Source organism: Thalassomonas sp. RHCl1 (assembly GCF_947387555.1).
GTDB lineage: Bacteria > Pseudomonadota > Gammaproteobacteria > Enterobacterales > Alteromonadaceae > Thalassomonas.
In genome coordinates this window covers 261,596-287,154 of record NZ_CANDNZ010000001.1, presented here as the reverse complement: position 1 = coordinate 287,154, position 25,559 = coordinate 261,596, and the positions used below count along the sequence as shown (strand labels likewise).

Genomic DNA, 25,559 nt, shown 5'->3' with positions numbered 1-25,559 from the left:
TAAAAAATCTGTTTTTGCTCCCCCTTCAGCCCAACGTCCCCGAACACTGGCTAAGCACGCAATAAAATCTTTATAATAGCTGCAACGGCTTTATTTTCACCATAAAGTAGCAAGCCCCACAAGATAAACAAACAGGTAACCCCCCTTATGACAGGTCTAGGCACAGCCAATGCAGTACTTAAGGTTTATATCGAAAACATCCCCCCGCTGCCCCAATACCGGGAGCTAAGCCCGCTTACGGCGATGAAGCCGGGGGAGATCAAAACCATTGCCGATTTAACCGGTAACCATTGGCGAAAAATCTTTAATGTCTATGCCAAGTTATGGCAGCAATTACATCCGGGCTGTGCCGCCAGCTGGCAACAATTTCGCGATGAAGAGTTATTACAGGCACATAGCCAACAGGCGCTGCTGTTTTCCCCTCCTGAGTTTAACAGTCATAAAAGTGAGCATGTCAGCATCATTATGGGACGCACCTATGCTGCTAAAATCGGCATCGCCGAGCACTGCTATTGGCTATCCCAGGACTTTGCCATCAACGAGAGCAAAAGACTCATCGTCAGCCCCTATTTTGATTACCGTCAGTTATCCAACGTAAAAATAGTGCAACTTGCAGGGTTAATTGAAAACTTTGCAGGGAAAAGTCGGTAAATCCCCCTTTCATTTCTTCCGGATGCGGTTCATAATAAATCAAACATACGTTTGAATTATTTCCGGATAAAAGCATCATTACGGCGCGATTTAAAGCCTAAGTGCTAACGGAAATGCTGAAAAATAGCAGTACGCCGTCAAAGCTTTTTAGTCGCCGGAGCCTGACCTATACTTTGACAGCGGTTAATTATCTCCGGCACCGGTTATTAACGGCTAATAATAACCTTTAGTAAAAGCCTTTTAGCAAAAAATAAAGATCTGTTTATGAGCACAACCATTATCAATTTTGTCCACGCCAACGGCTTTCCCGCCGCCAGCTATCAAACTTTTTTTAATTGCTTCTCCAGTGACCATCAGTTGGTGGCAAACCCGCAATACGGGCACAACCCCAAATATCCGCTGGATAACAACTGGAAAAACCTGGTGGATGAATTACTCGACTATATCCGCGCCCAAAAACAGCCGGTGATCTGCCTCGGCCATTCTTTTGGCGGTGTGCTCTCTTATATGGCTGCCTGCCAGCAGCCGCAATTGTTCAAGGGTTTGATCATGTTAGATCCCCCGGTGCTGACCGGGCCGCTGGCAAGCCTGATGGGACTGCTGAAAAATACCCGCTTTATCGATAAAGTCACCCCGGCAGGCAAGGCAGAAATACGCAGGAATAACTGGCCGCTCGGCAGCAATATGGCCAGCCAGTTCGCCAACCGAAAACTATTCAGGCACTTTGACAAGCGCTGCCTGGAAGATTATGCCCGGCACTGTGTTACCGAGCGCAACCAGCGCCTGGAATTGAACTTTTCTCCGGAAATTGAAGCGGGCATTTTCCGCAACCTGCCCACCAACTTGTCGCGCTATAAAAACAAATTGACCGTACCGGCGGCCTTGATTTACGGGGAAAAAAGCGACCTTTATCCGCATTTTGTCTTTAAACGTTTTGCCCGCACCAATAACATCCAAATCAAACGCATCAGCAAGGCGGGGCATATGTTTCCGCTGGAGCGGCCGGAAGAAACCGCCCGCTTGGTGGAGTCGGTTATTCAAGGCTGGCAATAAAAGCGTTCACCCCTCGCCATTCCAGCTAAACAGCCAGGCTCCCAGGGATAAGAAAACGGCGCTCATCAGCGCCAGCGCCAATAGGTGATCACTGATCTGCGCCAGCGAGGCGCCCTCGGTGATCACCTCCCTTGCCCCCTTAACCAGGTGGGTCAAAGGTAAAAAGTCGGCAAAACGTTTCAGGAATTCAGGCGCTCCCTCCAGGCTGAACCAGACACCGGATAATAACATCATCGGCCAGGAGGTCATGTTCAGCAGGCCCCCCACCAGCTCTTCACTTCTACTGCGACTGGACATCAGCAGAGCCAGAGTGATCAGGCTAAAGCCCCCCAAGATACCTATCAGCAAAAGATCGAAATAACTGCCCGACATGTAAAAATCAAAAAAGACATTACAGCCGGCATAGATCACCACAGACATCAGCATCACGATAAACAGCCGGGATAACAACTGGGCACAAACAAACTCAAAGGCCGAAAGCGGTGTTGCTTTAAGGCGCTTTAACACCAGGTTTTTCCGGTAACGCACAATCACATAACCCACCCCGAATAAACAACTGAACATCATGTTCATACCCAGGATCCCCGGCAATACCCAGTCAACATAACGTATCTGTTTGCCGCTCGCCTGCCTCCGGGCGAAGTGTTTTTGCGAGGACAGAAAAATTTTCTCCGCCAAATAACTTTTCGGCGACTGCTCGTTGATCCAATAGCTTTTCCCGGCAAAGTCGATAAGCAGATCGATATGATGCTGGGATAACTTCTTTTTGGCCATTTCCAGCCGGTGATAATTAATAAAATCGATATAGCGGGTCTCGACAAAGGGGGATTGCACTTGCGCTAAATCCATCACCCCCACCTTATATACCGCCCGCCCGTCTCCGGAGAAAATAAAAGACAAGCCCACCAGCAGCAGCACAGGAAAAATCAGATTCCAGCTCAGGGAAGATTTATCACGGAAAAATTCTATGTTACGTGCCTTAAATACCGCATAAAACCGCTTTATATCCATTGATTACCTCAGCCGGATATCACACCCTCAGGGAATGCCCGGTTAGCTTTAAAAACAAATCATCTAAATTCGCCGACTTAACATGTAAACCTTCCAGTGAAACCCGGCTTGCTATTAACAAGGCTAGTGTCTGCTCAACATTTTTGCTGGTAATTTCCACCCTGTCGCCAAGTAACCGCCAATGATGCTGCTCAATCAAATCAGGGCTGACCTGCCGTTGCGGCAAATAAATAAAAATTTCATCAAAGTGTTTGCCGAGCAAATACTGCGGGGTGCCGCTTTCGATGATACGTCCGTGATCCATCACCACAATTTCATCGCAAAGCTGCTCGGCTTCATCCATATAATGTGTGGTCAGCACCAGGGTTTTATTTTCCCCTTTGATATTTTTCAGCAGTTGCCAGAAATTTCGCCGTGCCTGGGGATCCAGCCCGGTGGTGGGTTCATCCAGAAAAACAATGCTGGGATCATTAACCAGCGCCAGCGCCAGCAACAGCCGTTGCCTTTGCCCGCCGGAAAGGGAGCGGTTATCCCGGTGAAGAAATTCTTTTAAGTCACACAGTTCGATTAAATGATCCTGCGCCAAGGTCTGGCGGTAAAAAGCGGCAAATAGTTCCAGGGTCTCCTTCACCGTTAAATAATCCTGTAAGGCGGTATGCTGAAACTGGATGCCGATTTGGTGACTGATATCACAGCCGTTAAGCAGCCCCTGGTAGTTCACCTGCCCCCGGGTAGGAGAGATAATACCTTCCATGATTTCTATGGTGGTGGTTTTCCCGGCACCATTGGGGCCAAGCAATCCAAAACAGTGCCCGCGCCTGATAGCAAAACTGATATTGTCGACGGCCAGTACTTCACCGTAGCTTTTTGTCAGCTGCTCAACACTGATCACCACCTGCATAGCCTTACTTATCCATCAAGTTGCCATGCTTTAAATACTAGTCTGCTCACCTTGTTTTTTATCAAGTTTTTTTATAAAAACCAACAAATGATAACAATTATCATTTGCATTTATGTGCAGGATATTCTATTTTTACAACATCAGCATATTGACCCGGAGGAAAAGTAATCATGGAATCACTCGCATACAACGAATTTATCCCGGAAAAAGCACAGGTGGAATTATCCGGCTGCCTGCTTGCCCGGTTAATCATCAGCGGGGTTTTGCACTGCGATGAATGCAAATGCCTGGATAAAAACGCCAAGCAAGTCCTCTGGCAATCTTTACTCAACTGCAGCTTAATGGAAGCCGACGGATAAAAAGGAAAAGTATATGAACAAGAGCAACAACAACCCGGTTCAATCCCCCCTGATGTCAGCCGAATTTACCCGGCTGGAGGACTGGTTAAAGGTACTGACTTCCACCTATAGCGACTACCCGAGCCGTTCGCTGGCAAAAGTGATCCTCTATTACGTCAGCCGCTTGATGAAGCATGAAGATATCATTCAGGCTCCCGATAAACGCTGTGATTACTTTTGTATGCACAAATACTGGCTGTGGCTGATAGAAAATACCGACTATCACGAGTAACTAAAGCAAAACCCTTAATCCCCTGATAAGCCCTTTTGACTCAATACTTGCTGTACCTGGCTAACCAAGTGCTGGTTTAATGCTTTTTTCCCGGTAAAACCATACTGACGGCACACCTGGCTGATACTGTGTTTACACAAGATACGGCTGATTAACGGGTAAAGGTCCAGGTCTGTGTTTGCTGCTTTTTTTGCAGCGGCTTTGGCAAGAACAGCTCTCAGCCATAAATGCAGGCTGTAAACACAGCTGCTGTATAACCTTTGTTTCGCGGCAAAAGCCGCCACCGTGCGCCGGTCAAAATCGCTCAGTTCAGGCAAAAAGCTCTGAGGACAATGCTGCAAGATCAAGGAAATCAGACTCACCGGCAAGTGCTGGTATTCATCGAGCAGTAAATGCTCAAAACTGCGATAAAACTGCTGGTGAATCTCCTGCTGCAATGCCCTGCTGTCACGGTTAAGTGCTTTAAGCACCAGGGCGGAATGCTCGCCGCTGGCGGCATCCGGGGTAAAGCCCATCCTCGCCAGCTGATAACCCCCTTCAAGCCAGAATGACAATAACCGGCTATTAGCACCAAAACTGGAGCCGATAAAATCTATCTGTTGGCTTTGCCCGTATTGCTCCAGACAGCTTAGCAAATGGCTGCCTAACCCCTGTTGCTGGCACATAGGATGCACGGCAATACGCATAATTCTTAAATAGCTGTAATCAAAGGCGTTATCGACACCATTATGGCTTAACAGGGATTGCGGAATAAATTGATCCCTTAACCTGCGCTGTGAATTTTTCACCGCCTCAATGTCTTCCTGCCCGGCCTTGCCTTCGAGCATCAATAAGGACACGGCAATTACCTGCCCCCGGCATTTCAGGCAAAACATCCGTAGCCGGGCATTATCCAATAACATTTTCAAATCGCCGGGTTTGGTTTGATAATGTGCCGTCACCAATACGGCAAAGACCTGTTCCAGCAGGGCTTCATCAGCCAATAAGTCCTCGGGTTTTAACTGAAGAAATTCCGTCTTGTTCTCCCCTTGCTGTATAAGCAAATTTTCCGGGGACGGCAGAGCACTATTGTCGATATCAGCTAAGGCCGCTTTTAATAAGCAACCCTTGAAAATAAAGGCTTCGAGGGGATCATCTTCGGCCCAGCGAATAGGCTGATGTATATGAAAAGCCTGATATTGGGGGGTGTGCTGTTTTAAGGTTTTTCGGAACTTGAGAGTAAAACCCCGTCCGGCCCCTTCATAGCCATGTACTGTGGTTGAAAAAACCATGCGGTGGTATGAAGCCAGCAATTTTTGCAGCAGATAAACCGGGATCGCCGCCGCTTCATCCACCAGCAATAAGCCCAGTTTAACTGGATGGTGGTGCAACAGCACATCCACAGGTAAAAATTCAATCTCGCCATGAGGATGCACGCAGCGTCCGCGGGAGAATTCCGCCCCCGGCAAGGAGGCTTTTAACTGCTGAAAAAAAATCTCACAGGCCTGTAAATGCGGAGCGGTGATCCCTATACGTATTTTCTCGGCGCCGTTAGCGGCATTTGTTAACAGTTCGGCAGCGGCAATTGCCAGTGCCGACGATTTACCCCTGCCCCGATCGGCTGTTAATACCAAAGGCCGGTTCCTGTGCCCCTTAACCACCTTGATGATCTTTTGTACCGCAGTAACCTGCTCAGATGTTTTACAGCCTAAAGGCAAGTTCTCTAGTACCGGACGCTCAAAATCAAGCTCAGGGACTGGTGGCAGTGCTTTTCCCTGTTCGAGGATACAGGCCAACTCATCAGCGAGCAATTCCCGGAAAAATCTTTGCAAAAAGACGCTTTTGGTCACAGAAGAAAATTCCTTATCCTGCGGCCATAACAGGAATAATAGCCCACCGGCTACCAGGGTGCCGGATAAGGCAGCCAGCGCATCAATATTAAAATCATCATCACTTTCACTGCCATCAAACAGCAAATAAGTATTTTCCGTGCCTAAATGGTGGCGGTAATTTTTACGGTCGACGGATATGATGCTCGCTGCGCCTTGAGGAACTAACGATGACATCCCACCCGGATTATCACTGTAAATAAGCCAGTCAGCCTTGGCTGGCAGCTGTTTTTCCTCGAGAGCTTTTTCCGGTTTTTTAACAGGGAAAATAGGCAGGCTCTTTAACAGAGAAAACGCCCAATCACTCTCCCCTGCCAAAACTACTAAGCGTCGTTGTCCGGCTCTAAATGCCTGCTGCATATAAGGTTTTAACCAGGATATAAAGGCCTCGGGATTATTGCTCTGCACAGCTTACTCATTATTTGAAACATGGAAGAAAAGGCAAGTGTACCAACCGGGCACAAAAAGCTGAACCAAAGTACAAAATTAATCTATGCTTAATGTGATTTCACTATGCCTTACAGCCTTAACTATGTTAAATAAACTCAAAAAATCGCTTCACAGTTCAAAAAACAACCACTCAATATAAAAACCCCATTATGTTAGTGGCTATTGAGTATTCGTTGATCCTGATCAATTCCTTCCCCCAAGGAACTGGCACAATAACCTTGACTACAAATCAATATACGAGCACATCATGAATGAGCCTAACTCTGCTGAATTACAAAAGAATCATGAACGAAACACCTTCGTTTTTCTGGCGGTCTTTTTAGCGCCAATCTTGTCGGTCATTATTGTCGGCGGCTTCGGATTTATGGTCTGGATCAGCCAAATATTATTCGGACCGCCGGGAGCATAAGGCAACCGAAATGGACCGTTTAGAAAACCCGGCAAGGCGCCGGTTATTTAGAGGAAAGCTGAGCCATAAACCCGAGCAGAGGTTGCCCTGGGTTATTAGCGAAGCGGTGTTTACCAGCGGTTGCGACCAATGCCAGGATTGCATCAAAAGCTGTGAAACACAAATCATCGTCCAGGATGAACAAGGCTTTCCCAAGATAGATTTCTCCAAAGGTGAATGCACTTTTTGCCAGCAATGTATCCAAAGCTGCGAAAAGCCGTTATTTAAGCCGCAGGCACAAATAGACTCAGGGCTGGAAACGCCCTGGCCGGTAACCCTTGGCATTAACAACAAATGCCTGGCCAAAAATGAGATTTATTGCCGCAGCTGCCAGGATGTCTGTGAGACCCGGGCCATCACCTTTCGCTATCAAGATACCAGCATCGCCAAACCGGAATTGAATCTTGACGACTGCACGCAATGTGGCGCCTGTATTGCCACGTGCCCGCAAGACTCACTCTCTTTTACTTTTATCAGCGAGGCAGCCAATGCCAGATAATACCTTAATCAACGACAAAGGTGGCGTTAATCACTACGCACCGGATAGTCCCGAACCAAGTGGGGAATATCATGTTGCCAGCTTTGTCGCACATGCCGTAGTGACCCAGCTTGATGATGTAAAACAACAAATAAAACAAATCCAGGGTGCCGAAATCCATGCCGTAAGTCCGGAAGGAAAAATAGTGTTTACTATTGAGGACTTTAGTCAGAAAGGAATCGGACAAAAGATCGACACCCTAAAATACCATACCGGCCTCTATAACCTGGCGCCGGTATATCATCAATTTTTGCCCGAAACTAACCAAGCGATATAAGGTGAGGCCAATGACGATTAACCGCCGAGAATTTATCAAAGCAAATGCTGTTGCTGCGGCCGCTGCCGTAGCCGGGGTTTCAGTACCCGCTGCCGCATCCAATTTAATCACCAGCAGTGATATTACCAAACTCAAATGGGACAAGGCCCCGTGTCGTTTTTGCGGCACTGGCTGTAGTGTCAATGTCGGGGTAATGGACGGCAAAGTGGTTGCTACCCACGGTGATATTAAATCACCGGTCAATAAAGGCCTTAACTGTGTTAAAGGTTATTTCCTTTCCAAGATCATGTACGGTAAAGACCGTCTGACCACGCCGCTGCTGCGCATGAAAAACGGCGAGTTCCATAAAGATGGTGAATTTGCCCCTATTTCCTGGAAGCGCGCCTTTGACATCATGGAAGAAAAAACCAAGGCTGCATTAAAGGCCAAAGGTCCTACCTCCATCGGTATGTTCGGCTCCGGCCAGTGGACGGTACCCGAAGGTTATGCCGCGGTAAAACTGATGAAAGCCGGTTTTCGCAGCAATAACATAGATCCCAATGCCCGCCACTGTATGGCGTCGGCTGTGGGCGGCTTTATGCGTACTTTTGGTATCGACGAGCCCATGGGCTGTTACGACGATATGGAAGCCACAGATGCCATGGTGCTGTGGGGCTCGAATATGGCGGAAATGCACCCCATTTTATGGACCCGGATCACCGACCGCCGGTTAAGTGCGCCGCACGTTAAAGTACATGTCCTGTCCACTTACGAGCACCGCAGTTTTGAACTGGCAGACAACGGCATGATCTTCACGCCGCAAACGGATCTGGCGATTCTGAACTACATCGCCCACTACATTATCGAAACCGGCCGGGTCAACCATGACTTTGTCAACAAACACACTAACTTCCGTTTAGGTGAAACCGATATCGGCTACGGCCTTCGTCCGGAGCACCCGCTGGAGCAGAAAGCGAAAAACAACGGCAAAACCAAAGGCAGCTCCAAAGCCATTAACTTTGAAGAATATGCCAAATTTGTCAGCACCTACACCCTGGAATATACTTCCAAGTTATCCGGTGTACCCGAGCATAAACTTAAAGCCCTGGCCGAGTTATATGCCGATCCGAAAACCAAGGTCTGCTCGTTCTGGACCATGGGCTTTAACCAGCATACCCGCGGCGTCTGGGCCAACAATCTGGTGTACAATATTCACCTGTTGACCGGCAAGATCTCTACCCCGGGTAACAGCCCGTTCTCCTTAACCGGTCAGCCTTCGGCCTGTGGTACCGCACGCGAAGTGGGCACCTTTGCCCATCGCCTGCCTGCCGACATGGTGGTTAAAAACCCCAAACACCGCAAAATGGCGGAAAAAATCTGGCAATTGCCGGACGGCACCATTCCGCCGAAACCCGGTTACCATGCGGTACTGCAAAACCGTATGCTTAAAGACGGTAAATTAAACTTCTACTGGACCCAATGTACCAACAATATGCAGGCAGGGGCCAATATCAACGAAGAAATCTACCCCGGTTACCGTAACCCGGAAAACTTTATCGTTGTATCCGACCCTTATCCGACCGTCAGCGCCCAGGCCGCCGACCTGATCTTACCTACCGCCATGTGGGTGGAAAAAGAAGGGGTTTACGGCAATGCCGAACGCCGGACTCAGGCCTGGTACCAGATGGTGCAGGCGCCGGGCGAAGCAAAGTCTGATCTATGGCAATTGGTGGAATTCTCCAAACGCTTTAAAGTCGAAGAAGTCTGGCCGGAAGAGTTAATAGCCAAGAAACCAGAATACCGGGGCAAAACCTTATACGACATCCTGTATAAAAACGATAAGGTCAATCAATACCCTCTGAACGAGATCCCCGAAGATCGCCTGAACCAGGAATCAAGAGATTTCGGTTTCTACCTGCAAAAAGGTTTGTTTGAAGAATATGCCGCTTTCGGTCGCGGCAAAGCCCATGACCTTGCCCCGTATGATACTTACCATCAGGTTCGCGGCTTACGCTGGCCGGTAGTGGACGGTAAGGAAACCCTGTGGCGCTTTAAAGAAGGTTCAGATCCTTATGTCAAACCGGGTAAAGACTTCGAATTCTACGGCAAGCCCGACGGCAGAGCGGTAATTTTCGCCCTGCCCTACGAGCCGGCAGCCGAATCTCCGGATGAAGAATATGACCTGTGGCTGTCCACCGGCCGGGTACTGGAGCACTGGCATACCGGCTCTATGACCCAGCGGGTACCGGAGCTGTATAAATCCATGCCGGATGCCGTGGTTTATATGCACCCGGATGATGCGAAAAAACGCAACATGCGCCGGGGAGATTTGGTGAATATCGTTTCACGCCGCGGCGAAGTACAAACCCGGGTCGAAACCCGTGGCCGTAACAAGCCACCTAAAGGTTTGGTCTACATGGCTTTCTTTGATGCCGGACGCCTGGTGAATAAATTGACCTTAGACGCCACAGATCCGTTATCAAAAGAAACCGACTATAAAAAATGCGCCGTTAAAGTGGTTAAGGTTTAGGAGAGCTATCATGAAGAATTTGATAAAAATTGGCATGCTGTTATCTGTTTTGCTACCCGTAACCGCAAGCTGGGCTGCGCCGGGTGAAGTCGCCACTTTGCGGGAAAAAACCAGCATAGACCAGCAAAAGAAACCCGGCATTATCCCTAAGGTGATCAACAGCGATATCAAACAGGCGCGTAATTACCCGATGCAGCCGCCGGTGATCCCGCACAAAATCCGTAACTATGAGGTTAACCTCAATACCAATAAGTGTATGTCCTGCCATAGCCGCCAGCGCACCGAAGAGTCGCAGGCCCCTATGGTCAGCGTCACCCACTTTATGGATCGCGACGGTAACTTTTTGGCGGAAATATCACCACGCCGCTATTTCTGTAACCAGTGCCATGTCACCCAGCTCGATACTAAACCTGTGGTTGAAAACGAGTTCGTGGATATGCACGCTATCATGAAGCAAAAATCACTAGCACAGAAGTAGAGGCTGCCATGAAAAACATCATAAAAATTGGCTGGCAAACCCTGAAAAAGCCCAGTGGTTATTACAGCTTAGGTGCTTTGGTTATCGGGGGATTTATTGCCGGTGTGATCTTCTGGGGGGGCTTTAACACCGCCCTGGAACTCACCAATACCGAAGAGTTTTGTATTTCCTGTCATGAAATGGAAAACAATGTTTATGAGGAATTAAAAACCACGATACATTTTACCAACCGCTCCGGTGTACGGGCCACCTGTCCTGATTGTCATGTGCCCCATAAATGGACCGATAAAATCGCCCGTAAGATGCAGGCTTCAAAAGAAGTCTGGGGCAAGATTTTCGGTACCATTAATACCCGGGAGAAGTTTCTCGCCCATCGTAAACGCTTAGCGGAAAATGAGTGGCGACGCCTCAAGGCCAACGACTCACTGGAATGCCGTAACTGCCACAACTTTGACTACATGGATTTCACCAGTCAAAGCCAGCGGGCGGCAAAACAGCATTCCACCTCGCTCGCCAGCGGTGAAAAAACCTGTATTGACTGTCATAAAGGCATTGCCCATCACCTGCCTGACATGAAAGGAGTTGAAGGCTGGTAAACACTATTACCTGTTTTCTGAAGCCAAAAGCACCTGTCTCCCATCAGGTGCTTTTTTTTGTTTTAAACAAAGGGGCATAACAGCAAACTTCAGACAAGGAAGCACTTTAAAAATAATTAACGATGGCCTACCGGCAGCACTTCCGCCACTTCATTATCCAGCATCTCCAGCACACTTGAGTAACCATGCTCGCTCTGCCAACCCAGCATTTGCTGCGCCAAACCGGCATCATAGACCCGGTCAAGGCTTAAAGGCAAAGGCCAGCCCCGGCGGGAAAAATCCCCCGCCAGTGCCGGTGCATATTCAGCTATCACCCCGGCGGCATCAGTAAATAAGCGCTCACACAAGTTTCGATTAAAAGGGGTCTTACCCGAGACAATAAAGCGGTTAAAACCCGGCAGGCGTTTTTCTATGGCACAGCCATGGGCACGGGCGACATCCCTGGCATCTATGCCCCTGGTTAGGCGGTACATCGCCATTAAATCTGCCGGTTCAGGAAAACAGCGTGACATTTGCAGTACAGTTACCGGCAGCGCAAATAAATGCGAAATATTTTCCAGCAGTTTTTCCGCCTCAAGCTTAGATCTGTGATAAATGCTTTTCGGCTCAGGTGTGACCGTTTCATCTATCCAGCCCGCCGTGTCTTTCGGGGTTGACGCTTTACCGTAAAGCGCGGTGGTACTGGTAAAAACAAAATGTTTAACCCCGGCCTGCAAGCCTGATAACGCCAGTTTTTCCGTGGCTTTAACATTGATGGTTTCAAACTCTTCATCGGCCACCAGGCCGACATGGGGGGCGTGTAGTGCCGCACTATGGACGATTACATCCACTCCCCGCAGCGCTTTTTCCAAAACCTGGTGATCACGGATATCACCAACAATATCTGCAGTTGAACAGGGGGTTTTATCCAAACCTGTTACCTTGTGCTTTTTCATCAGGTGAATATAAATGGCCCGCCCCACCCTGCCGGCACTACCTGTGATTAAAATATTCAAATTCAATAACCTGCAAAAAAAATAAAGTGACTAAGTTAACTGAATAACTTCGGTGGATTTATCATTGGCATATTCATGGTAAATATCATCCAGGTACCCGGCGAGCTCATCCGGGGTAAGCTCCGGCGGGATCACAACATCATAAACACGTGATGAGATACCGGTATCGGAGTCATTAAATAGCTGCCATTGCTGTTCTATTCGATGAACAGACATCAGCTTGCCGAAAACATTAAACTTGATAACCATTACTCCTGCCCCCTTCTCTGTTGGCATTTTCCCCATGAAAAAGGCAGGTTAACAGCAAAAAGGAAAGCTAAGCAAATAAATGAACCGACAAAAATAAAGCGGGTAGATAAGAGCTTAACAAGTTAAGGAGAAACAGGCCTATACAATAAATTCAAGGATCATTTATCCGGGGATATGTTTTCTTCAGTCACGGGTTTTCGCTGTTGTTCAAGTTGTTTAAGCTGCTTTGCCGCCTTTTGCAGCCATTGCTTATCAATGCCCCTGGTTGACAATATTTCCATACATTCAGCCACCAGCCCGAGGGCATTGCGATAGTCGCGATCTAAGGCGATCAGCTCCAAGCGTAAGGCCCTGGTTTCTTCTTTGCTGGCTCCGCCCTTATTGGACGCCTCAATCACGCCTTTGAGGCTGTCAATAGCCGACTCATAGGTCTTAATTTTTTTCTCCAGCGGCGCCTGGTAAAACCATTGCACCGCTCCCAACACCCCACCACCGCCAAGCAGGACACCGGTCAGGGTACCAATCAGGGTATATTTTTTCAGTTTCTCTTCGATTAAGCCCATGCGTTTGCTCAGGGGCTCTTTCTTACCTTCGGCATTACCTTCAACGTCATTCATAGCAAATACTCTTAGATAAAGTTTGCAGCTAACGACACTTCCTTCTGATTTATCTGCTAAAAGATTTCCTTGCATAGCAGAAAACAAGCGGTTCACCGCTCACTACATTTTAGCTTAAAATTCATGATTTCAGGGCAAAAACTGCCACAGAAGGCTTAACCCGGCAACCGATAACGAGCAAAGGTTTGCCACCGGCACAGTGCCTATAATTAAGTCCGCCTTGAGTAAAATTTGAAAAAGCAAAAAATATTGCCTATGTTCAAATTGTGTTGGGTCAATAATCAAATTCTGCAAAAATCTTACTTAACATATGTTGACCCAGGGAGGGAGTAATTATGGCCAATCTTTCAGCCGAAGACCTTATGCCGAAAAATAAAGTGATCGATTATGATAAAGACCTGCCGCAGGGAGAGCAGGCGGCGCATAACAGCGAAGTACGCAAGCGCATCGACGAACTGAAGGAGCAACAAAGGCTCAGAGAGCTGTTAGATGATACCGACGACTGGTAAAACTCTGTCATTGCCCCTAGTCCCATCCACGCAAGTCCCCTTAAAAAAGCCCCTGCGCGCCTTTATTCGATTAGCACAAAGCTGCTGAATTTAGTAAGCTAGTTTTTCATCGATAACAACAAGAAAGAGAGCTATGAAAAAAATCCTGCTACCCCTATTGTTTGGCTGCAGCCTGACGGCCCCGGTATCTGCAAGCAACACACAGGTTGATCGCTTGGCGGATCAGGTTGAGGGCGATGTGATCAAGTGGCGCCGCCATTTTCACCAATACCCGGAATTATCCAACCGTGAATTTGAAACCGCAAAAACCATTGCCAAATACCTTGAATCCCTCGGGCTGGAAGTGCAAACCGGTATTGCTAAAACCGGGGTGGTTGCAGTGCTTGATTCCGGCAAGCCCGGCCCTGTGGTTGCCCTGCGCGCCGATATAGACGCCCTGCCTGTCACGGAATCCGTTGACTTGCCTTTTGCCTCCAAAGTACGCACCACCCATGAAGGTTTTGACGTTGGTGTGATGCACGCCTGCGGCCACGATACCCATATCGCCATGTTGATGGGGGCGGCAAAAATTCTCACCACCATGAAAGATCAGTTAAAAGGCAAAGTGAAATTCATCTTCCAGCCCGCTGAAGAAGGGGCGCCTGCGGGTGAAACCGGCGGTGCTGAAGTCATGGTAAAGGAAGGGGTGTTAAAATCCCCTGATGTTGATGTTATCTTCGGTTTGCATATCAGCTCAGATCAGGATGTCGGCACGGTTTATTACCGCGAAGGCGGGATCATGGCGGCAGTTGACCCGTTCAAAGTCGTAATAAAAGGCAAACAATCCCACGGCGCCTACCCCTGGAACAGCGTTGACCCTATCGTTACCGCCGCCCAGGTGATCATGGGACTGCAAACCATCGTCAGCCGAGAAGTCGAACTGATCGACAGCGCCGCAGTGGTCACTATCGGCATGATCCACGGCGGCAACCGCTCCAACATCATCCCCAGTGAAGTCGAGCTGGTGGGTACCATACGTACCCTGAACCCCAATATCCGCCAACATATCCATAAAGCGGTGCACAACAAGGTCACCAGCATAGCCAAAAGCATGAATGCCAGCGCCGAAGTAACCCTGCCGCTGGATTACAGTTACCCCATCACCTATAACGAACCTTCGTTAATGCGCAAAATGCTGCCGGTGCTGCAAGCCACCGCAGGAAAAGATAATGCCAAGGTGACCGGAGCCGTTACCGGCGCAGAAGACTTCTCCTTCTTCCAGGAAGAAGTACCCGGCCTGTACCTCTTTGTCGGCGGCAAAGACAGGAACCTGCCCAAATCCCAGGCCCCGGACCACCATACCCCGGAATTTCGTATCGACGAAAGTGGTATGAAACTCGGCGTGCGCTTACTGTCCAACCTGACCCTGGACTATATGCACAATCCTAAATAACTTAGCTTTCAAGGCCGGCCCTGAGCCCTTACCCTAAGCAAGGGCCGGCCTTTTGTTAAAATATGCCAAGATAATTCCCCTTCCCCCCTCCGGTTTACGTTAAAAGCTGCTACTATACCCGCCTGTTTTTTCGTTTTAGCTGTTAACTGACTCTATTCATGACTTTTTTAGAAAAACTACGCTGTCTTTTCACCTTTGGTCAGGGTGTTGCTTTGCCATTACCGGAAATTTCAGCCGATACCGATCCCATCACCTTATTTGATCTCTGGTTTAAAGATGCCAATAAATCCGGTATTTTGCTGCCCGAAGCCATGTCGGTAAGCAGCTGCAGCAAAGACGGCTACCCCAGCTCCCGCATGGTGCTGCTGAAAGCTTTTGATGAAAAAGGCTTTGTCTTTTATACCAACTATGCCAGCCGCAAGAGCCAGGTACTGGAAGAAAACAACAAGGTGGCCTTGCTGTTTCACTGGAACGTGCTGCAAAGGCAAATCCGTATCGAGGGGGAAGTGGAAAAAGTCACGCAAGAAGAGTCTGCCAACTACTTTCACAGCCGCGACCGCGGTAGCCAGGTAGGCGCCTGGGCCTCAAAGCAAAGCAAAAAGATCAGCGAAGAAAACGAACTGGCATCCCGCTTTAAGTTTTTCAACGACAAGTTTGCCGGCCAGCAAGTACCTCACCCTGAGTTTTGGGGCGGATGGCGGGTAAAACCCAAATACATTGAATTCTGGCAAGGGCGCGCCAGCCGCATGCATGACAGAATTTGTTTCGAAAAAGCCGAAGACCAGTGGCAGCAATTTAAACTGCATCCCTAAAAAGAGAAAAACCGGCAATCATGGTCTAAAACCCGGCGGTTCTTAAATAAAAAAGCGGATATACAAACCTGTATATCCGCTTTTAACGCATGGCTGAGCAGCTGATACCGTTAAGCGATCACCAGCTTAACCGCCGACTAAGGCCAGTAAAATACCCGCCGCTACCGCAGAGCCAAGCACACCGGCCACATTCGGCCCCATGGCATGCATCAGCAGGAAGTTATGGGGATTGGCTTCCAAACCGACCTTATTGGCCACCCGCGCCGCCATAGGCACCGCAGAGACCCCGGCCGCCCCGATTAACGGGTTAACCTGCTCTTTGGACAATTTATTCATCACCTTGGCCATCAACACCCCGGAAGCGGTACCGATAGAAAAGGCAACCGCCCCTAAGCCCAGGATGCCCAGGGTTTCAACATTGAGGAACTTATCGGCGCTCAGCTTAGAGCCAACCCCAAGTCCCAAGAATATGGTGACAATGTTAATCAGTTCATTCTGCGCCGTGGCGCTTAACCTGTCTACCACACCACATTCGCGCATCAGGTTGCCTAAACAGAACATGCCCACTAAAGGCGTTGCTGCCGGTAAAAAGAAAATAGTCATCAGCAACACCGCCAGCGGGAAAATGACTTTCTCGACTTTGCTCACATGACGCAGCTGAGACATTTCTATCTTACGTTCCTGCTCTGTGGTCAGGGCGCGCATGATCGGCGGCTGAATAATAGGCACCAGCGCCATATAGGAATAGGCGGCAACGGCAATCGCCCCCAATAAATCCGGCGCCAGTTTCGAGGCCAGGAAGATGGCTGTCGGGCCGTCGGCGCCGCCGATAATGGCGATAGCCGAAGCATCTTTTAAGCTAAACTCAAAGCCGGGAATGGCATTTAGGGCTATTGCACCGAATAAGGTCGCGAAGATGCCGAACTGGGCCGCCGCCCCCAAAAACAGGGTTTTCGGGTTAGCGATCAGGGCGCCAAAGTCGGTCATCGCCCCCACGCCCATAAAAATGAGCAACGGGAAGATACCGGTATCGATACCGGCATAATAGATATAGTGCAGCAAGCCGCCGACTTCGGAAAAACCCGCCACCGGGATATTGGTCAGAATCGCACCAAAGCCCATAGGCACCAGCAACAAAGGCTCAAAGTTTTTCACTATCGCCAGGAACAATAAACCACAGCCCACCAGCATCATAATCACCTGGCCCAGCTCGAAATTGGCCAGACCGGTGGATAACCATAAAGTATTTAACGAGTCCATCGGCTTTTCCTATACCAGGCTGAGTAAGGCTTCACCAACGGCAACCGAATCACCTTCTTTGGCATGCAGGGTAGTCACTTCGCCATCGGTCACCGCACGAACCTCGGTTTCCATTTTCATCGCTTCCATGATGATCACGACATCATTGGCAGCAACCCTGTCCCCCGGTTTTACCAAGACCTTGAAAATGTTGCCCGCCAGCGGTGCATTCAAGGTTTCTTCGGCGCTGACCGAAGTGGACTGCTTAATGGCCTCATCACCGACGGCGGCATAGCTGATATCCTTGATCGCGCCTCCCGGCCCGACCACAACATCATACACTTTACCGTCAACACTGACCGCATAACTTTCAGCCGCCGCCGTTGCCGGGGCTGCTGGCGTATTTTGTGCCGCTTCTTTTTCCTGGGCGGCGATGATGCTCGGTTTAGGCTCAAAGGCATCGGCATTATCGCGGTTTTCCAGAAATTTCAGTCCGATTTGCGGGAACAGGGCATAGGTTAACACGTCATCAACCGCCTCAGATGCCAGGGAAATGCCTTTTTCCTGCGCCAGCTGTTCCAGCTCTACCGTCAGCTTATCCATTTCCGGCGACAGCAAGTCGGCGGGGCGGCAAGTGATCGCCTGCTCGCCATTTAACACCCGGGCCTGGAGTTCGGCATTGACCTTATCTGCGGTCGCACCGTATTCGCCTTTTAACACCCCGGAAGTTTCCTTGGTGATAGACTTATAACGCTCACCGGTCAGCACATTCAGCACCGCCTGGGTACCGACAATTTGCGAGGTTGGCGTCACTAAAGGAATATAACCTAAGTCTTTACGGACTTTGGGAATTTCAGTTAATACTTCATCGAGGCGATCCGCAGCCCCCTGCTCTTTCAGCTGGCTTTCCATATTGGTTAACATACCGCCGGGTACCTGAGCCAGTAAGATCCTGGCATCGACCCCTTTCAGGCTGCCTTCAAACTGGGCGTATTTTTCCCGCACTTCCCGGAAATAGGCGGCGACTTCCGCCAGCTTCACCATGTCCAGCCCGGTATCGCGCTCTGTGCCTTCGACAATAGAGACCAAGGTCTCCGTGGGAGAGTGGCCGTAAGTCATACTCATGGAAGAAATCGAGGTATCAATGACATCGATATCGGCATCTATCGCCTTCATATGGGTGGCGATGCTTAAACCTGTGGTAGCATGGCAATGCAGGGCGATAGGTAAAGACACGGTTTCTTTTAACCGGCTGATCAGCTCGGCGCCGTCATAAGGTTTTAATAACCCGGCCATGTCTTTAATACATAAGGAGTGCGCCCCCATATCTTCAAGCTGTTTGGCCATGGTGAGCCAGCCTTCCAGGGTATGCACCGGGCTTTCGGTATAACTTAAGGTGCCCTGGGCATGCGCGCCGACTTTTACCGCCGCTTTCACCGCCGTCTGCAGGTTGCGGACATCGTTCATGGCATCAAAAATACGGAAGACATCGATACCGTTGATATGGGCGCGTTCAACAAACTTTTCCACCACATCATCGGCATAATGGCGGTAGCCTAAAATATTCTGGCCGCGAAACAGCATTTGCTGCTTGGTTTTCGGCATCGCCTTTTTCAGGGCGCGGATACGCTCCCAGGGATCTTCCCCCAAATAACGGATACAGGAATCAAAGGTGGCGCCGCCCCAGGATTCGATTGACCAGTAACCTATATCATCCAGTTTAGATGCGATAGGCAACATATCTTCAAGTCGTAAACGTGTTGCTAAAAGTGATTGGTGACCATCTCTTAACACAACCTCGGTAATACCTAATGGTTTAGTCATTCTTCATGTTCCTATTTCGTTATTTGTGTTGTTGGCGGTAACGAACAACTGCAGAGGTGATTGCCGCAACGATAGCCGGAGATATTCCCTGCTCGGCTTTAGTGTCGTTTTTTGCGGCGGCTACCGGCGCAGATGAAGGCTTGGTATCCGGATATTTGTTTGCCAGCGGGGCCAATACCGTTGAAATAATCACCACCAGTATGCCTAAAAAAGCAAAAACAAACACCATACCGGCAAGCATCAGAGTGCCTGCTTCTATAAATAGCTGCTCCATCTGTCCATCCATTTTGATTAAAAATTAGGAAATAGAATAATCACTCCAATCACAAAAAAGCAAATAAGAATTCGCAGTTTCAGAAAAAAAAACATCCGTCAAGCATAAAAAACGTCAAAAACGAGTCTTTATTCATTATTTTTAAATATTTATTCTATCAAAATGGTATAACTTAAAATTGTATACAATAATATCTGGTTAAATCTGGTGATTTTATTGGAAATAATAAATATTGTATACCATATACAAAAACCAAAGACAGGGAATATTAACGAATAGCAGCTGAACACTTAAGCGGCAATTTTCAGCCAAAATTTTCACCGGGACTCATGATAACGGTTAATTATTATTTAATAAATGGTGAAATAACAGGCCAGCTCCCGGCTGTAGCCAGGTTTAACCCCGGCATCTTTTTTGGCCGAAAATTATCCTTGTGTGCCGAAATTTTATCCCGGTAGCATAAAACCAAAATCAAGGCCTTGCCTGTTAGTTGGTATTTACTACTAAAATATTCCAATATGGCAGAATTTCTCTATACTGTTTGAAAAGAAATCTCCGGCAGGCCTTGGTCTATGCCGGTGGCCAGTGAAAAAGGACTTATCACATGAAGGCATTGTCTTATAAAAAATCGAGTCAAACACCTGATAAAAAAAGCAGGGAAGCTGTTAAAGCCCAGCTCGGCAGCTTGCTATGCAAACTATACAAAGCCGCCATTATCCTATTAGGCCTGAGTTGTTTGACGCCGACATTTGCCAGCAGAAATATCAGCTTCGACCTTATTAATCCTCAGCTGACAGCTGCCCCCGTCAATAAAAGCTACCAAGAGAAAAATTCGGCACAATCAAAGCAAGCCAGCCTTAATCAGCTAGCTGTCCAACAGCAACCGGGCATCTCCAATAGCGGTTCAACCCCGAAATCCCTGCTGGTGTATTATGGCTGGCCGTCATCCTTTAACTACAGCACAAACTTTTGGGATCTCAGCAAGGTCGCCACCGATTTCAATCGCTATGACTTGCTCGTACTCGGTGCGGGACTGGAGTTAACCAGCCATGGCGATCATCTCAATACCGCCACCATTTTATCGAAAATAAACCAGCAGCGGGCATCAACAACAAGCAAGATCAGTATTTTTGGCTACCTGGATTTAGGGCGCAGCACCAACAACTTTTCTCAGGCAGAAATCGGGCAGCGCATTGATTTATGGCTACAATTATTCCAGGGCTATGATCATATCGATGCCGGTATTTTCCTGGATGATTACGGTTATGATTTTGGCACCGACAGGGCGCGCCAGGCATACGCGGTAAATTATGCCAAGGCGTTAGGTTTACAGATAATCGTCAATGCCTGGGATCCGGATGATGTGTTCGGTGCAGACATTAATACCAACACTTATATGGGCATCATGATGAACCCGAATGGCAACCCGCCCCCCGACGGCATAGATTATTACCTGAGTGAAAGTTTCGTGATCCAAAACAGTGACTGGGCCGGACAAGATGCCCTGACAAGCAAACAAAGTAAATTAATCGCTTACCAGAGCAGTTACACTGCCGCTAAGCCGGTGCAGATCTTATCCGTGACCACCAATACCAGCGGTTATAACTTCAGCCAACAACAGTTTAACTATGCCTGGCGTTATGCCGCCCTCTATAATCACGCCGCTTTTGGCTGGGGTGAACCCGCTTTCTCCAGCAATGCCGTGGCCCCGTTTCGCTCCCGTCCGGCAGAAACCTTTGACTTTGCCCCGGCGCAGCAACCTTCAAAAACCGACAGCGGCCCCTGCCTCTACCGGGAGCCGACGGCAAGTTTTCACGGTGTCATGCTCCACCCCGAGGCCCATATCTCGGTCAGCGCCATGGACTTAAACACTTTACTTAATAACTTAAACAGCGAGTTTCCTGCACCCCAATGTCAATATGAATAGTGCCAATATTAACCAAGCAGCAAAACAGGAACGAAAATGGCGGCATTAACCATGCCATTAACAATCAATAACCTTAATCACCAGATACATGATGGGCATACCGAGCGCTGGCTGTTAACCCGGGTATCTTTAAGCATAGCCCCGGGTGAATGTGTCGCCCTCACCGGAGACAGCGGCAGCGGTAAAACCACTTTGCTCAACCTGATTGCCGGGTTGGAGCCGGTGCAACAGGGGGAGATCCGTGTTGCCGGGCAGGGGCTGCAACACGCCGGGGATAAAGCACTGAGCCGGCTGCGCAGGCAAACCCTGGCGATGATATTCCAGCACTATAACCTGCTGTCCAGCCTGAATGTCATGGATAACATCGGCTTCAGCGCCCGCCTGGCCGGCAGGTATGATGAAAACCACAGTTTAAGCCTGGCCAGAAACCTGGGCATAGATCATTTGCTGGATCATTACCCCGACACCCTGTCCGGCGGAGAAATGCAGCGGGTTGCCATCGCCCGCGCACTCGGCACCCGGCCTAAACTCTTGCTCGCGGATGAACCCACAGGCAACCTGGACAACAGCAACAGCGACAAGGTGATTGAACAGCTGCTTTCCCTGGCCAAGTCACACCATAGCGCGTTATTGATGGTGACCCACAGCAACAGCGTTGCCGGAAAAATGGATAAGGTTTATCAGCTTAAAGACGGCCTGCTCAGCCAACAAAGCTGCGGCGGTTGAAATGACGGGCATGACCTTAAGCACACAGATAACAAAGGCTCTGCACCAACATTTGCTTATCGGCAAGCTAGTACTGGCCCAATATCGCCGTCAGGGCCTGCTCAATCTCGGCTTTGTCTTCAGCCTGGCTATCGCCACCAGCACCTTGTTAACAATTTTGATGTTAAACCATGCCAGTAAAAGCCAGTATGCCCGGGCAGATCTCAGCCTGAGCTCCCCAGTCGCTTTCTATGTTTTGCCCAAACAGGGTAATGACATCAGCAAAGCCGACTTTACCCGGCTGCGTCAGGCCGGTTTTCATCAACTGAGCCCGGTATTAACCTTTAAAAAAAAGCTCGCCTCGGGTAAAAGCATCCGCTTTAAGGCAATAGATTTACTGCCCCTGGCCATCACCCGGCCGGACTATGATCCGGACAAAATCCATATCGGCCGCTCCGCCCTGAAACGGCTTGATCTCTCTGTTGAAGAACCGGTGATTTTAACGGACAACCGGCGCCTGGACAGCCGGTATCATCAAGATGCCAACTGGGGCAGCGAGGTTTTACTTGATATCTCCCTGGCCTGGCAACTCTTCCCCGAACTTACCGGCTTTAGCTACCTCAGCGCCCCCCCGATGACAAAAAAGGAGCAGACCCGGCTAAGTGTTACCCTGCCGCCGCAACTGACATTACAAGAGGCCTGGTCGCTGGATACACGCAGCGGTTTTGCCGATGCCTTACATTTAAACTTGTCGGCGCTGGCCATACTGGCTTTTATTGTCAGCTTGTTTATCGCCTTCCAGGCGGGAGAACAGGCCTGGCGAAAGCGCAGCGAACTCGCAGCCCAACTGAGGTTGCTCGGGGTTTCCCTGCCGGTACTTTTTCATGTGCTGCTGCTTGAGGCCATAGGCTTGATCCTGATCACTGCTGTTATCGGTACGGCAATCGCACTTTTGCTGCTCGCTATGTTATTGCCTTTGCTTGGACTGACCCTGGAGCAGCTCTACAACCTCAATGTTAACGGTCAGCTCAGCTGGCACCCTGTCTATGCCCTCTGGTCCCTGCTGATAGCGGCCGTCGCGGTATTCACTACCCTAGCCAGGCAATATCGCCGCATCGCCGGCAGATATATCAGCCGCTTTGCCCGGCAAAGTATTTATCCCGGCGGCAAACAAGACAATAAAAGCAGCGTGAAACGGGCAATACCGGGACTTGCCCTGTTATTCTTGTTTTTTCTGATCCCGGAAATCGCCCCCGATACGCTGACAAACACAGGCCCGCTCTCCCCCTGGCACCTGATCATGGGCAAATACGGCCTGTTGCTCCTTTCCACGATTGCCCTGCTGCCGCTATTGCTGCAGAGCTTTATCAAAGCATTCACGACACTCTGCCCGGGTTTTAAGCTCAATTTTCTCCTGCAAGATGCCCGAAACCAGGTCAGCAGGCGCAAGCTGCCGTTGGCAGCATTTTATCTGGCCCTGACCACCAGCATAGCCGCGGCCTTGATGATCAACAGTTTTGAAACGGCTTTTACTGACTATCTGGATCAAAACCTGGATCAGGATCTGTACATACGTTTTACCCCGGAGCAAAAAACCCCCTTGCTGGCCTGGCTAGAAGCACAAACGGACTCAGCACAATACCGGATTGAGGAATACCGCTTTTATTACCGGGGCAGTGCCAGCCTGGCCGGGGAAGTGCTGGATTTAGGCATATATAGTTCCGCCAAACAGCTGGCATCCCTGGTCTTTAAAGAAAAAGGCCAGGACCAAGGCGGTCAGGGACCAGGCTGCTTTATCAATGAGCCCCTGGCCATCAAACGGCAACTGACCCTGGGTCAGCAGCTGACGATATCCCAGCAGCAAGCAAGGCTCAGCTGCCGCATCCGGGGGATTTATTATGATTACGGCAACCCCAGGTTTGAACTTACCCTGGCGTTATCCCAGGCGCAAAAGCACCATTTTTCCCTGGTAGAAAAAGGCCTGTCCCTGCATCTTGGCAAAGGGCAGTCAGATCCGGAACCGCTGCGCCAGGCACTGAGCCAAGCCCTTAATATCCCCCCCGAGCAGATCATCGCCACGGCGCAAACCAAAGCCCTGGCACTGAAAATCTTCGAGCAAACCTTTATTATCACCCGCGCCATCGCCCTGGTGCTCATCTGTATCGCCTGCCTGGGACTGTTCTTATCCGCCAAAACCCTGGAGCTGGCCAGAGCGTCACAGCTGCTGATTTTAAGATCCCTGGGTTACAGCCGCAGCGCCCTGTTCCGCTTTATGCTCGGCCAGTGGCTGCTGATGGCACTGGCATGTATTCTCATCAGTGCCCCGGTGGCGGTGATCCTCGCCGATACCCTGGTAAGCAAGGCCTTGCCCGCCTCTTTTGGCTGGTCGATGCCATTGCAGCTGAGCGCGGATGTGTTTATCAGCACCGGTCTCGGCGGTTTATTATGCTTATTACCGGCCCTGCTCCTGCCGCTTTATAAACTGGAGCCCGCTCAGCGATGAAGATCAGGACAATCATAACCCCGCTATTATCCAGCCTGGTATTACTGATGAATGCAGGCTGTGATAAGCATGAACAGCAAACAAGCGATCCTTTACAGTATTTAAACCGGCACAGTCAAGCATACCAGGGGGTTAGCCGCGACCATAAAGTACACCTGCCCCGGGATCACTGGCCGCATCCGTTATTTCAACACGAATGGTGGTACCTCAATGCCCTGTTAACCACAGATGACGGCCAACAGCTATCGGCACAATGGACCCTGTTCAGGACCGCCCATAAAAAACACCACTGGTATTTTGCCCACGCCGCCCTGGCAAGCAAGCAGGAACACAGCGCCTCTTTTCGCCAGGGACGCCGGGAATTTAACAATGTTAGCATCAACCATTACCCCTTCCGTGCCGCGATCGACGACTGGTCCTGGCAATCAAGCGGTGAACTGCTGCCGGCAACCCTGACTTTTGGCAACCAAGGGGAACAGGCGTGGCAGGCGATACTGAACCTGAGCAGCGCCAATCCGTTTTTCCTGCAGGGTGAGCAAGGCTATAACCCCAGACACGCCCGGGAAGATATCGCCAGCTATTACTACTCCCATCCCTTTATCCAGGTCACAGGCAAGGTTTGGTGGCAGGGACGCTGGCAGCAGGTCAGCGGCGACGCCTGGTTTGACCGCGAATGGGGCTCAAAAATGCTCGGTGACGATCAGCTCGGCTGGGACTGGTTTTCCCTGAGACTGACCCATGATAGCCGGTTGATGGTTTACCGGCTGCGTTCAAGCACAGAAGATTTTATCTCCGGCAGCCTGATGTCCAGGAACGGCGAGATCAACCCCCTGAGTGCGGCGGAGATCCGCCTGAGCAATGAAAAACCCCGGGAGCAGGCTTACCCGGACAGCTTTACCCTGACCATCCCGAGCCAGGGCATAGATATCCGTATAGAAGCCATCAACAAGCAGCAAATCCTCTCATTTGGTATCGAGTATTTCGAAGGCATGGTGTCGTTTCACGGCAGCCACAAAGGCAAAGGTTTTTTGGAAATGACCGGATATCGCCAATAACACGGTTA

26 protein-coding genes are annotated in these 25,559 nt (G+C 49.6%); 17 read left to right on the top strand and 9 right to left on the bottom strand.

Annotation, left to right across the window (positions count from 1 at the left end):
* Window positions 1–147 precede the first annotated feature (147 nt).
* A complete protein-coding gene (locus tag QL234_RS01355; protein WP_281556074.1) occupies window positions 148–651 on the top strand; it encodes a hypothetical protein in 504 nt (167 codons plus the stop codon).
* A gap of 264 nt (window positions 652–915) precedes the next feature.
* On the top strand, window positions 916–1,704 hold the full coding sequence (locus QL234_RS01350) for an alpha/beta hydrolase (RefSeq protein WP_281556073.1): 789 nt from the start codon (window positions 916–918) through the stop codon (window positions 1,702–1,704).
* 6 nt (window positions 1,705–1,710) lie between these two features.
* On the opposite strand, the gene QL234_RS01345 is transcribed toward QL234_RS01350, so the two are convergent.
* Window positions 1,711–2,715 (bottom strand): ABC transporter permease, encoded by a 1,005-nt coding sequence (locus QL234_RS01345; RefSeq protein WP_281556072.1) that lies wholly within the window; start codon window positions 2,713–2,715, stop codon window positions 1,711–1,713.
* Between the two features lie 19 nt (window positions 2,716–2,734).
* The gene (locus QL234_RS01340; RefSeq protein ID WP_281556071.1) at window positions 2,735–3,616 is read right to left on the bottom strand and encodes an ABC transporter ATP-binding protein; all 882 of its coding nucleotides are present in this window, start codon (window positions 3,614–3,616) and stop codon (window positions 2,735–2,737) included.
* 170 nt (window positions 3,617–3,786) lie between these two features.
* Here QL234_RS01340 and QL234_RS01335 point away from each other — a divergent pair, with 170 nt between their 5' ends.
* Together QL234_RS01335 and QL234_RS01330 are read left to right on the top strand one after the other, a co-directional pair.
* Window positions 3,787–3,975, top strand: coding sequence for a hypothetical protein (locus tag QL234_RS01335; protein ID WP_281556070.1), 189 nt, complete (start codon window positions 3,787–3,789; stop codon window positions 3,973–3,975).
* A gap of 13 nt (window positions 3,976–3,988) precedes the next feature.
* Window positions 3,989–4,246, top strand: a complete 258-nt coding sequence (locus QL234_RS01330; protein WP_281556069.1) for a hypothetical protein — start codon at window positions 3,989–3,991, stop codon at window positions 4,244–4,246.
* Window positions 4,247–4,260: 14 nt separating this feature from the next.
* On the opposite strand, the gene QL234_RS01325 is transcribed toward QL234_RS01330, so the two are convergent.
* Complete coding sequence (locus QL234_RS01325; protein ID WP_281556068.1) at window positions 4,261–6,522, bottom strand: GNAT family N-acetyltransferase; 2,262 nt, start codon at window positions 6,520–6,522, stop codon at window positions 4,261–4,263.
* Window positions 6,523–6,811: 289 nt separating this feature from the next.
* Here QL234_RS01325 and napE point away from each other — a divergent pair, with 289 nt between their 5' ends.
* From napE to QL234_RS01295, 6 genes are read left to right on the top strand one after another with little or no spacing between them, the layout of a single operon-like run.
* On the top strand, window positions 6,812–6,973 hold the full coding sequence (napE, locus tag QL234_RS01320; protein ID WP_084692894.1) for a periplasmic nitrate reductase, NapE protein: 162 nt from the start codon (window positions 6,812–6,814) through the stop codon (window positions 6,971–6,973).
* Window positions 6,974–6,983: 10 nt separating this feature from the next.
* Window positions 6,984–7,511 carry a ferredoxin-type protein NapF gene (gene napF, locus QL234_RS01315; RefSeq protein ID WP_281556067.1) on the top strand — a complete coding sequence of 176 codons (528 nt, stop codon included), beginning with the start codon at window positions 6,984–6,986 and terminating at the stop codon, window positions 7,509–7,511.
* Window positions 7,501–7,827, top strand: a complete 327-nt coding sequence (locus QL234_RS01310; protein ID WP_084692893.1) for a chaperone NapD — start codon at window positions 7,501–7,503, stop codon at window positions 7,825–7,827. Before napF ends, QL234_RS01310 begins: the two co-directional genes overlap by 11 nt.
* Before the next feature lie 10 nt (window positions 7,828–7,837).
* Window positions 7,838–10,336 carry a nitrate reductase catalytic subunit NapA gene (napA, locus tag QL234_RS01305; RefSeq protein ID WP_281556066.1) on the top strand — a complete coding sequence of 833 codons (2,499 nt, stop codon included), beginning with the start codon at window positions 7,838–7,840 and terminating at the stop codon, window positions 10,334–10,336.
* A 34-nt stretch (window positions 10,337–10,370) separates the two neighbouring features.
* Window positions 10,371–10,814 carry a nitrate reductase cytochrome c-type subunit gene (locus QL234_RS01300; protein WP_281556937.1) on the top strand — a complete coding sequence of 148 codons (444 nt, stop codon included), beginning with the start codon at window positions 10,371–10,373 and terminating at the stop codon, window positions 10,812–10,814.
* An 8-nt stretch (window positions 10,815–10,822) separates the two neighbouring features.
* Entirely contained in the window at window positions 10,823–11,410 is a 588-nt protein-coding gene (locus tag QL234_RS01295) for a cytochrome c3 family protein (protein ID WP_044834682.1), read from the top strand.
* A gap of 116 nt (window positions 11,411–11,526) precedes the next feature.
* Here the strand turns inward: QL234_RS01295 and QL234_RS01290 are convergent, their stop codons facing one another.
* The 3 genes from QL234_RS01290 to QL234_RS01280 form a co-directional block, all read right to left on the bottom strand.
* Complete coding sequence (locus tag QL234_RS01290; protein ID WP_281556065.1) at window positions 11,527–12,405, bottom strand: NAD(P)-dependent oxidoreductase; 879 nt, start codon at window positions 12,403–12,405, stop codon at window positions 11,527–11,529.
* 30 nt (window positions 12,406–12,435) lie between these two features.
* Window positions 12,436–12,654, bottom strand: a complete 219-nt coding sequence (locus QL234_RS01285) for a hypothetical protein (protein WP_281556064.1) — start codon at window positions 12,652–12,654, stop codon at window positions 12,436–12,438.
* Window positions 12,655–12,812: 158 nt separating this feature from the next.
* Window positions 12,813–13,271 (bottom strand): hypothetical protein, encoded by a 459-nt coding sequence (locus tag QL234_RS01280; RefSeq protein ID WP_281556063.1) that lies wholly within the window; start codon window positions 13,269–13,271, stop codon window positions 12,813–12,815.
* Between the two features lie 335 nt (window positions 13,272–13,606).
* Between QL234_RS01280 and QL234_RS01275 the strand changes: the two genes are divergently transcribed.
* The 3 genes from QL234_RS01275 (at window position 13,607) to pdxH (ending at window position 16,024) form a co-directional block, all read left to right on the top strand.
* A complete protein-coding gene (locus QL234_RS01275) occupies window positions 13,607–13,780 on the top strand; it encodes a hypothetical protein (protein ID WP_281556062.1) in 174 nt (57 codons plus the stop codon).
* Window positions 13,781–13,913: 133 nt separating this feature from the next.
* Window positions 13,914–15,212 (top strand): amidohydrolase, encoded by a 1,299-nt coding sequence (locus QL234_RS01270; protein WP_281556061.1) that lies wholly within the window; start codon window positions 13,914–13,916, stop codon window positions 15,210–15,212.
* Between the two features lie 158 nt (window positions 15,213–15,370).
* A complete protein-coding gene (gene pdxH / locus QL234_RS01265) occupies window positions 15,371–16,024 on the top strand; it encodes a pyridoxamine 5'-phosphate oxidase (RefSeq protein ID WP_281556060.1) in 654 nt (217 codons plus the stop codon).
* Between the two features lie 126 nt (window positions 16,025–16,150).
* On the opposite strand, the gene QL234_RS01260 is transcribed toward pdxH, so the two are convergent.
* From QL234_RS01260 to QL234_RS01250, 3 genes are read right to left on the bottom strand one after another with little or no spacing between them, the layout of a single operon-like run.
* Window positions 16,151–17,284 carry a sodium ion-translocating decarboxylase subunit beta gene (locus QL234_RS01260; RefSeq protein WP_044834676.1) on the bottom strand — a complete coding sequence of 378 codons (1,134 nt, stop codon included), beginning with the start codon at window positions 17,282–17,284 and terminating at the stop codon, window positions 16,151–16,153.
* A gap of 9 nt (window positions 17,285–17,293) precedes the next feature.
* Window positions 17,294–19,087 carry a sodium-extruding oxaloacetate decarboxylase subunit alpha gene (oadA, locus tag QL234_RS01255; RefSeq protein WP_281556059.1) on the bottom strand — a complete coding sequence of 598 codons (1,794 nt, stop codon included), beginning with the start codon at window positions 19,085–19,087 and terminating at the stop codon, window positions 17,294–17,296.
* A 19-nt stretch (window positions 19,088–19,106) separates the two neighbouring features.
* Entirely contained in the window at window positions 19,107–19,361 is a 255-nt protein-coding gene (locus tag QL234_RS01250; protein WP_281556058.1) for an OadG family transporter subunit, read from the bottom strand.
* 604 nt (window positions 19,362–19,965) lie between these two features.
* On the opposite strand from QL234_RS01250, the gene QL234_RS01245 reads away from it, so the two are divergent.
* From QL234_RS01245 to QL234_RS01230, 4 genes are read left to right on the top strand one after another with little or no spacing between them, the layout of a single operon-like run.
* A complete protein-coding gene (locus QL234_RS01245) occupies window positions 19,966–21,288 on the top strand; it encodes a hypothetical protein (protein ID WP_281556057.1) in 1,323 nt (440 codons plus the stop codon).
* A 36-nt stretch (window positions 21,289–21,324) separates the two neighbouring features.
* Window positions 21,325–22,014, top strand: a complete 690-nt coding sequence (locus QL234_RS01240) for an ABC transporter ATP-binding protein (protein WP_348650694.1) — start codon at window positions 21,325–21,327, stop codon at window positions 22,012–22,014.
* Between the two features lie 10 nt (window positions 22,015–22,024).
* Window positions 22,025–24,496 (top strand): FtsX-like permease family protein, encoded by a 2,472-nt coding sequence (locus tag QL234_RS01235; RefSeq protein ID WP_281556056.1) that lies wholly within the window; start codon window positions 22,025–22,027, stop codon window positions 24,494–24,496.
* Entirely contained in the window at window positions 24,493–25,551 is a 1,059-nt protein-coding gene (locus QL234_RS01230; RefSeq protein ID WP_281556055.1) for a lipocalin-like domain-containing protein, read from the top strand. The genes QL234_RS01235 and QL234_RS01230 overlap by 4 nt, the downstream gene beginning before the upstream one ends.
* The last annotated feature ends 8 nt before the right edge of the window (window positions 25,552–25,559 follow it).

What these genes read in the sequence shown, in the direction of transcription:
- QL234_RS01355 (WP_281556074.1), top strand. Translation starts at nt 148, where the DNA reads ATGACAGGTCTAGGCACAGCCAATGCAGTACTTAAGGTTTATATCGAA.
- QL234_RS01350 (WP_281556073.1), top strand. Translation starts at nt 916, where the DNA reads ATGAGCACAACCATTATCAATTTTGTCCACGCCAACGGCTTTCCCGCC.
- QL234_RS01345 (WP_281556072.1), bottom strand. Translation starts at nt 2,715, where the DNA reads ATGGATATAAAGCGGTTTTATGCGGTATTTAAGGCACGTAACATAGAA.
- QL234_RS01340 (WP_281556071.1), bottom strand. Translation starts at nt 3,616, where the DNA reads ATGCAGGTGGTGATCAGTGTTGAGCAGCTGACAAAAAGCTACGGTGAA.
- QL234_RS01335 (WP_281556070.1), top strand. Translation starts at nt 3,787, where the DNA reads ATGGAATCACTCGCATACAACGAATTTATCCCGGAAAAAGCACAGGTG.
- QL234_RS01330 (WP_281556069.1), top strand. Translation starts at nt 3,989, where the DNA reads ATGAACAAGAGCAACAACAACCCGGTTCAATCCCCCCTGATGTCAGCC.
- napE (WP_084692894.1), top strand. Translation starts at nt 6,812, where the DNA reads ATGAATGAGCCTAACTCTGCTGAATTACAAAAGAATCATGAACGAAAC.
- napF (WP_281556067.1), top strand. Translation starts at nt 6,984, where the DNA reads ATGGACCGTTTAGAAAACCCGGCAAGGCGCCGGTTATTTAGAGGAAAG.
- QL234_RS01310 (WP_084692893.1), top strand. Translation starts at nt 7,501, where the DNA reads ATGCCAGATAATACCTTAATCAACGACAAAGGTGGCGTTAATCACTAC.
- napA (WP_281556066.1), top strand. Translation starts at nt 7,838, where the DNA reads ATGACGATTAACCGCCGAGAATTTATCAAAGCAAATGCTGTTGCTGCG.
- QL234_RS01300 (WP_281556937.1), top strand. Translation starts at nt 10,371, where the DNA reads ATGCTGTTATCTGTTTTGCTACCCGTAACCGCAAGCTGGGCTGCGCCG.
- QL234_RS01295 (WP_044834682.1), top strand. Translation starts at nt 10,823, where the DNA reads ATGAAAAACATCATAAAAATTGGCTGGCAAACCCTGAAAAAGCCCAGT.
- QL234_RS01285 (WP_281556064.1), bottom strand. Translation starts at nt 12,654, where the DNA reads ATGGTTATCAAGTTTAATGTTTTCGGCAAGCTGATGTCTGTTCATCGA.
- QL234_RS01280 (WP_281556063.1), bottom strand. Translation starts at nt 13,271, where the DNA reads ATGAATGACGTTGAAGGTAATGCCGAAGGTAAGAAAGAGCCCCTGAGC.
- QL234_RS01275 (WP_281556062.1), top strand. Translation starts at nt 13,607, where the DNA reads ATGGCCAATCTTTCAGCCGAAGACCTTATGCCGAAAAATAAAGTGATC.
- QL234_RS01270 (WP_281556061.1), top strand. Translation starts at nt 13,914, where the DNA reads ATGAAAAAAATCCTGCTACCCCTATTGTTTGGCTGCAGCCTGACGGCC.
- pdxH (WP_281556060.1), top strand. Translation starts at nt 15,371, where the DNA reads ATGACTTTTTTAGAAAAACTACGCTGTCTTTTCACCTTTGGTCAGGGT.
- QL234_RS01260 (WP_044834676.1), bottom strand. Translation starts at nt 17,284, where the DNA reads ATGGACTCGTTAAATACTTTATGGTTATCCACCGGTCTGGCCAATTTC.
- oadA (WP_281556059.1), bottom strand. Translation starts at nt 19,087, where the DNA reads ATGACTAAACCATTAGGTATTACCGAGGTTGTGTTAAGAGATGGTCAC.
- QL234_RS01250 (WP_281556058.1), bottom strand. Translation starts at nt 19,361, where the DNA reads ATGGAGCAGCTATTTATAGAAGCAGGCACTCTGATGCTTGCCGGTATG.
- QL234_RS01245 (WP_281556057.1), top strand. Translation starts at nt 19,966, where the DNA reads ATGAAGGCATTGTCTTATAAAAAATCGAGTCAAACACCTGATAAAAAA.
- QL234_RS01240 (WP_348650694.1), top strand. Translation starts at nt 21,325, where the DNA reads ATGGCGGCATTAACCATGCCATTAACAATCAATAACCTTAATCACCAG.
- QL234_RS01235 (WP_281556056.1), top strand. Translation starts at nt 22,025, where the DNA reads ATGACCTTAAGCACACAGATAACAAAGGCTCTGCACCAACATTTGCTT.
- QL234_RS01230 (WP_281556055.1), top strand. Translation starts at nt 24,493, where the DNA reads ATGAAGATCAGGACAATCATAACCCCGCTATTATCCAGCCTGGTATTA.